Source organism: Synechococcus sp. R6-10 (genome assembly GCF_047461815.1).
Taxonomy (GTDB): domain Bacteria; phylum Cyanobacteriota; class Cyanobacteriia; order Thermostichales; family Thermostichaceae; genus Thermostichus.
The window spans coordinates 1-4311 of sequence record NZ_JANSHW010000117.1; the positions used below are offsets into that span (position 1 = coordinate 1).

At 62.2% G+C, this 4311-nt stretch carries 3 protein-coding genes and 1 pseudogene; 2 read left to right on the forward strand and 2 right to left on the reverse strand.

Annotated elements, in window-relative coordinates; all coding sequences use genetic code 11:
• The coding region (locus NW837_RS03925; RefSeq protein ID WP_414329357.1) for a dihydroorotase at positions 1–1201 on the reverse strand (1201 nt) is incomplete at its 3' end.
• Between the two features lie 2 nt (positions 1202–1203).
• Complete coding sequence (locus NW837_RS03930; RefSeq protein WP_414329358.1) at positions 1204–2616, reverse strand: histidine phosphatase family protein; 1413 nt, start codon at positions 2614–2616, stop codon at positions 1204–1206.
• A 356-nt stretch (positions 2617–2972) separates the two neighbouring features.
• Here NW837_RS03930 and murQ point away from each other — a divergent pair, with 356 nt between their 5' ends.
• Together murQ and NW837_RS03940 are read left to right on the forward strand one after the other, a co-directional pair.
• A complete protein-coding gene (gene murQ / locus NW837_RS03935) occupies positions 2973–3902 on the forward strand; it encodes an N-acetylmuramic acid 6-phosphate etherase (protein ID WP_414329359.1) in 930 nt (309 codons plus the stop codon).
• Between the two features lie 21 nt (positions 3903–3923).
• Positions 3924–4311: pseudogene (locus NW837_RS03940) on the forward strand (resolvase); the annotation flags it as partial.

Sequence of the window (4311 nt, forward strand, 5' to 3'; positions counted from 1 at the left end):
GGGTGGGCGGATCTAGGTTTAGGCAGCGGGCCGGGTACAGGCTGAGGGCAGACCACAGTTGCAGCGCCGTCAGGGATCCCGTTGCCACCAAATGTTGCCACAGCAGCGGCAGAGCCAGCTCCAGGCCCATCGCCCCCGGCGGAGCATCGGCAAAGGGCAGGGTTTTCTCTTCGTAGGTGTAGGGGTGGTGATCCGTCGCGATCCCCAGGCTGCCGGAACGGATTCCGGCGATCAGAGCCTCCCGGTCGCCGGCGCTGGGAAGAGGGGGCAGGAGACGAAGGTGGGGATCGTAGCGGTGCTCAAAGACGGCCTCTTCGGACAAGATCAGGTGCATCCAAGTGGTGCTGGCGGTAACCGGCAGTCCTTCGGCTTGGGCCTGTTGGATCAGCTCCAGGCTGCGGGCTTGGCTCAGGCGCATAATATGCACAGGCGGAGGGGAAGGAACGCTCCTGATCACCTCCAAGAGACGGGCCAGAGCGGCAGTTTCGGCACTGGCAGGGATCCCTTTCAGCCCTAGGCGCAGCGCCCAGATCCCTTCGTAGAGGCTACCTTGCCCGGCCAAGGTGGGATCCCAGGCCCAGAGCAGCAGGGGTTTCTTCCCCAGCCGCAAATACTCCAGAGCCCGCCGCACCAAAGCCAAGGAGCGCAGCGGCTGAACCTCTGCAAAGCCAACTGCTCCCGCTTGCGCCAGTTCTCCCCAGGGGGTTGGGGTTTCTCCCTGGCCACCCACGCTCAGGGCAGCCCAGGGCAGCCAGCGGGGATCCCCCAATTGGCGGGGGTAGCGGTTCAGGTGTTCCGGGCGATCCAGCACCGGAAATAGGCCGGTTCCAGGAAGGGGGGTGGGCAGAAGCCCCACCTGGGTAAAGCCTCCCGCCAAAGCCGCTGCAGCCAAAGAGGTCAGGGTTTCCCGACTGTGGGCCAGAAAGTGCTCCGCACCGCTTACGCGACCGCTGCCAACCCCCTCGCCGCTGTGGGCATACAGATCCAGCAAACCCGGCCCCACTACCCAGCCTGAGCCATCGATGGTGGGGATGTCGGCAGGGATCCCTGCCGGCTCGGTGGCCCGCAGACGACCCTCCTGCAACCACACATCGGTTACTTCATCCCGCTGACGCCAAGGATCCAACAGGCGCACTCCCTGGAGATGCACATTTTGTCCTGTTAGTCGTCCTGTTAGCTCGCGGAGAGGGGATGAGCCCATCTTTACAAAGCTCCAGCGGTGGTGCAGTCCAGGATCTGGCCGGACAGATGGGTGGTGAGGTTCAACACCTTCAAAACCGGGGCACCCTCCTTGCCTTCTGGATAGTCGATCACCGTAATGGCGCCATTCCCCTGCTTGAAGATCCAAAAGGCTTGGGGGGAAAGGTCGAACAACTGACAGATGATCGCCTTGTTGATGGCATCGTGGGCAACAACAACCGCCGTGCCCTGAGGAAACTGGGCTGCGGTGATGGCCAAAAGCTCCTGCCAAGCGGAGCGAGTGCGCTCCCACACCTGGTGAAGGTTTTCCCCATTGGGCATCTGCACACTGGCGGGATCCCGTTGCCAGCGCTCCAGCTCGCCGGGGTATTCAGCTTCGACTTCGCTTTGCAGCTTGCCCTCCCAGTCGCCGTGGCAGATCTCTTGCAAGTCGGGCATTGGGCGCAAAATGAGGTTGCTGTGGTTGCTGCAGATGGCATCGGCTGTGGCCCAAGGGCGCTTCAGGGGGCTGGAGAAGGCCAGTTGCAGGGGTTGAGTGGCCAAAAATTCTGCCACCTTGGCTGCCTGTTCCTCCCCGGTGGCATTGAGGGGGATATCCCGCTGCCCTTGAAAACGGCGCTCTCGGTTCCATTGGGTTTCCCCATGCCGCACCAGCAAGATGCGCATCCCCTGCTTGCGCTTGGGCAGGGCTTGGCCGAGGTGAGCGGTGATGTTCAGAGATTCCAGTTGTGGCGGCCCCTGCAGGCCCTCGGGAAAATTGAGAACGCTGATGGCGCAGTTATCCTGCCCAAGGCGGTGATAGTGGTGTGGCCCCAGGCCGATGGCGGTGCTGACCAGGGCGCGATTGATGCCGCTGTGGCCCACGATGAGGATATTGAGGGTCTGTCTCTGGGAGGGATCCGCTCCATGGTTCCAGGGGCCCGAAGCCGATTGCAGATGGAAAGCCAGCATTTCCCAAAACCCCTGCGCCTGCTGCCAGAGATCCCGCACCGGAAAGCGGCCCTCTAGCTCCAGGGTGTCGGGATGGTGCCGCCACAGGTGGTAATCCTCGGGGTATTTCTCCTGCACCTCGGCAAAGGTCAGCCCTTCCCAGGCCGTCAGGTCGATCTCCCGCAGTTGATCGGTAACGTGCAGAGGGATCCCTTCTCGGTCTTTCAAAATGACGCGAGCGGTATCGAGGGCGCGAGACAGGGGGCTGCAATAGGCGCAATCCAACGGGATCCCGGCCAGGGCCTCGGCTACACGCTGCGCCTGCACTTCTCCAGTGGGGGTGAGCCGGGAGAGATCGGAGCGGCCTTGAATGCGATTTTCCAGGTTGAAGGTGCTCTCACCATGGCGCACGATCAAGATGCGCAGGGCAGGCTGGTCGCGGTAGCGGGACGGAGTCCTTGCCATCGCTTGCACGGACTTACTCATCGCAGTAGCGGGACGGAGTCCTTAGAACACCTTCTAGAGTACCGCCACTGGGCGGCGCTCGCCTTCGTCAATTCACCGGTTGGGCTGCCGACTGAGGCGTATTTGGGCTGGTCGCCGCTTGTGATGGGGGCATCTTTGGAGAATGGCCGCGCTGCGTTTCCGCTGGCAGAGGTTTTGGTTGAATGGACGTTGGCGAAGGGGGCCGGCTTGGTGCTCCTTGCCCTTGTTGTGGTGCTGTTGGCGCAGTTTTTCCCTCCACTGCTCCCTCAGGAGAGCCCCCTGCCACCGATAGAATCCGAGAAGACAAAGTGTAGGATCCCTGAAGGCGGATCCCTCTTGCCTGGACAAGCGCTGCCATGGTTTCTCCACAATTGGCTTGGGATCCCGGATCCCTGACCGAAAGCCCCAACCCGGCCACAGCCGAGATCGACCGTCTCAGCACCTGGGAACTGGTGAAACGGATCAACGCTGAGGATCGGCGGGTGCCGGAAGCGGTGGCTGCTCAAGCAGAGCCGATTGCCCAAGCCATCGATGCCATTGCCCAGCGGATGCGTCACGGCGGGCGGCTGATCTATATCGGGGCAGGAACCTCAGGTCGGCTGGGGGTACTGGATGCGGCTGAGTGCCCGCCCACTTTTGGCACTTCCCCCGCACAGGTGGTGGCTTTGATCGCCGGGGGGGAAAAAGCCCTGACCCAGGCGGTAGAGGGTGCAGAGGACGACGCAGAAGCGGCTGCCCGCGCGCTGGAGGGTCTTCACCTCCAAGCTCAAGATAGTGTGGTGGGAATTGCCGCCAGCGGTCGTACCCCCTATGTGCTGGGTGGGATCCAAGCCGCCAGAAGTATTGGGGCGCTCACGATTGGCCTGGCCTGCAATCACCCTTCTCCTCTAACCGAGCAGGTGGACATTGCCATTGCCCCTTTGGTGGGGCCGGAGGTAATCCTCGGATCCACCCGCATGAAAGCCGGCACAGCCCAAAAGCTGGTGTTGAACACGATCTCCACTGGAGTAATGATCCGCTTGGGCAAGACCTATGGCAACCTAATGGTGGATCTCCAGGCCAGCAATGCCAAGCTCAAGCAACGGGCGGAGCGAATAGTGGCTTTGGCCTGCGATCTGGATCCCACTACGGCTGCCCAATTGCTGCAGGCTTGTGATGGAGAGGTGAAAACCGCGATCCTTGTGGCCTTGCTGGGGTGCTCTGCTCAGGAAGCTCGTCAGCACTTGCAACAGGCCCAGGGCAACATTCGCCAGGTGCTTGATTCCGTTCTGGCGCAGCGGCGGTGACAATAGTTGAATGGCTTGTCCATGAGCGTTTGCGGCTACCTCTACACGCCTTCCCATGCCCCTTTGCCGGAACAGGAGTTGGCCTGGCTCCAGGGGCGAGGGGCCGATCCCATCCTGCACGATTGGGGATCCCGAACTCATTTGGAGGAGCTGTTCCGGCGCATCACAGCCGGCTGGGTGCAGGAAGTGCTGCTCTTGCGCCTGTCAGATCTGGGGGATCGGGCGGATGAAATCCACGAGCGGCTGCTGCAAATCCAACACTCCGGGATCCGCCTCAGCTTGGTCACCGAATCCGGCCTGCAAACCCCCACCAAGGCTGCCGATTGGATCCCCCTGCTGGCCGAGATCCCCCATCAGTTGCAAAGCCGCCGCCTCTGCTGCAGCCAAGCCCAAAACCGCCTGGCGGGCA

Bases quoted from the DNA above. Each gene is read 5' to 3' on its own strand.
- NW837_RS03930 (WP_414329358.1), bottom strand. From the start codon at position 2,616: ATGAGTAAGTCCGTGCAAGCGATGGCAAGGACTCCGTCCCGCTACCGC.
- murQ (WP_414329359.1), top strand. From the start codon at position 2,973: ATGGTTTCTCCACAATTGGCTTGGGATCCCGGATCCCTGACCGAAAGC.